The sequence below is a fragment of the Streptomyces sp. NPDC046465 genome, assembly GCF_040646035.1.
In the GTDB taxonomy this organism is placed as follows: domain Bacteria; phylum Actinomycetota; class Actinomycetes; order Streptomycetales; family Streptomycetaceae; genus Streptomyces.
On record NZ_JBEYZK010000063.1, the window covers coordinates 2,566 to 4,756 of the forward strand.

Sequence of the window (2,191 nt, forward strand, 5' to 3'; positions counted from 1 at the left end):
GTCTCGTGACTGCGTGCCTTTTGAAGAATGAGCCTGCGAGTTTGCGGTGTGTTGCGAGGTTAACCCGTGTGGGGAAGCCGTAGCGAAAGCGAGTCCGAATAGGGCGATTCAGTAGCGCGCTCAAGACCCGAAGCGGAGTGATCTAGCCATGGGCAGGTTGAAGCGGCTGTAAGAGGTCGTGGAGGACCGAACCCACCAGGGTTGAAAACCTGGGGGATGACCTGTGGTTAGGGGTGAAAGGCCAATCAAACTCCGTGATAGCTGGTTCTCCCCGAAATGCATTTAGGTGCAGCGTCGTGTGTTTCTTGCCGGAGGTAGAGCACTGGATAGGCGATGGGCCCTACCGGGTTACTGACCTTAGCCAAACTCCGAATGCCGGTAAGTGAGAGCACGGCAGTGAGACTGTGGGGGATAAGCTCCATGGTCGAGAGGGAAACAGCCCAGAGCATCGACTAAGGCCCCTAAGCGTACGCTAAGTGGGAAAGGATGTGGAGTCGCACAGACAACCAGGAGGTTGGCTTAGAAGCAGCCACCCTTGAAAGAGTGCGTAATAGCTCACTGGTCTAGTGATTCCGCGCCGACAATGTAGCGGGGCTCAAGCGTACCGCCGAAGTCGTGTCATTGCAGCAAGAGGGCCAACGCCCGCTGTGATGGGTAGGGGAGCGTCGTGTGCCGGGTGAAGCTGCGCCGGAAGGCAGTGGTGGACGGTTCACGAGTGAGAATGCAGGCATGAGTAGCGATACATACGTGAGAAACGTGTGCGCCGATTGACTAAGGGTTCCTGGGTCAAGCTGATCTGCCCAGGGTAAGTCGGGACCTAAGGCGAGGCCGACAGGCGTAGTCGATGGATAACCGGTTGATATTCCGGTACCCGCTGTGAAGCGTCAAACATCGAATCAGGCGATGCTAAGTCCGTGAAGCCGTTCCGGACCCTTCGGGGAAAGGAAAGTGGTGGAGCCGACGGACCAGACTTGTAGTAGGTGAGTGATGGGGTGACGCAGGAAGGTAGTCCAGCCCGGGCGGTGGTAGTCCCGGGGTAAGGGTGTAGGCCGTGTGATAGGTAAATCCGTCGCACATTAAGGCTGAGACCTGATGCCGAGCCGATTGTGGTGAAGTGGATGATCCTATGCTGTCGAGAAAAGCCTCTAGCGAGTTTCATGGCGGCCCGTACCCTAAACCGACTCAGGTAGTCAGGTAGAGAATACCGAGGCGTTCGGGTGAACTATGGTTAAGGAACTCGGCAAAATGCCCCCGTAACTTCGGGAGAAGGGGGGCCATCACCGGTGATGACATTTACTGTCTGAGCTGGGGGTGGCCGCAGAGACCAGCGAGAAGCGACTGTTTACTAAAAACACAGGTCCGTGCGAAGCCGTAAGGCGATGTATACGGACTGACGCCTGCCCGGTGCTGGAACGTTAAGGGGACCGGTTAGTGCGCTTTCGGGCGTGCGAAGCTGAGAACTTAAGCGCCAGTAAACGGCGGTGGTAACTATAACCATCCTAAGGTAGCGAAATTCCTTGTCGGGTAAGTTCCGACCTGCACGAATGGCGTAACGACTTCTCGACTGTCTCAACCATAGGCCCGGTGAAATTGCACTACGAGTAAAGATGCTCGTTTCGCGCAGAAGGACGGAAAGACCCCGGGACCTTTACTACAGTTTGATATTGGTGTTCGGTTCGGCTTGTGTAGGATAGGTGGGAGACTGTGAACCCGGTACGCCAGTATCGGGGGAGTCATCGTTGAAATACCACTCTGGTCGTGCTGGATGTCTAACCTCGGTCCGTGATCCGGATCAGGGACAGTGTCTGATGGGTAGTTTAACTGGGGCGGTTGCCTCCCAAAGAGTAACGGAGGCGCCCAAAGGTTCCCTCAGCCTGGTTGGTAATCAGGTGTTGAGTGTAAGTGCACAAGGGAGCTTGACTGTGAGACCGACGGGTCGAGCAGGGACGAAAGTCGGGACTAGTGATCCGGCGGTGGCTTGTGGAAGCGCCGTCGCTCAACGGATAAAAGGTACCCCGGGGATAACAGGCTGATCTTCCCCAAGAGTCCATATCGACGGGATGGTTTGGCACCTCGATGTCGGCTCGTCGCATCCTGGGGCTGGAGTCGGTCCCAAGGGTTGGGCTGTTCGCCCATTAAAGCGGTACGCGAGCTGGGTTTAGAACGTCGTGAGACAGTTCGGTCCCTATCC

Annotated in this window: 1 rRNA gene (cut by a window edge); it reads left to right on the top strand. The window is 56.4% G+C overall.

The annotated features are described in order from the left end of the window. A 23S ribosomal RNA gene (locus ABZ953_RS39025) occupies positions 1-2,191 on the top strand; its annotated part reaches 731 nt to the left of the window's first position; the annotation flags it as partial.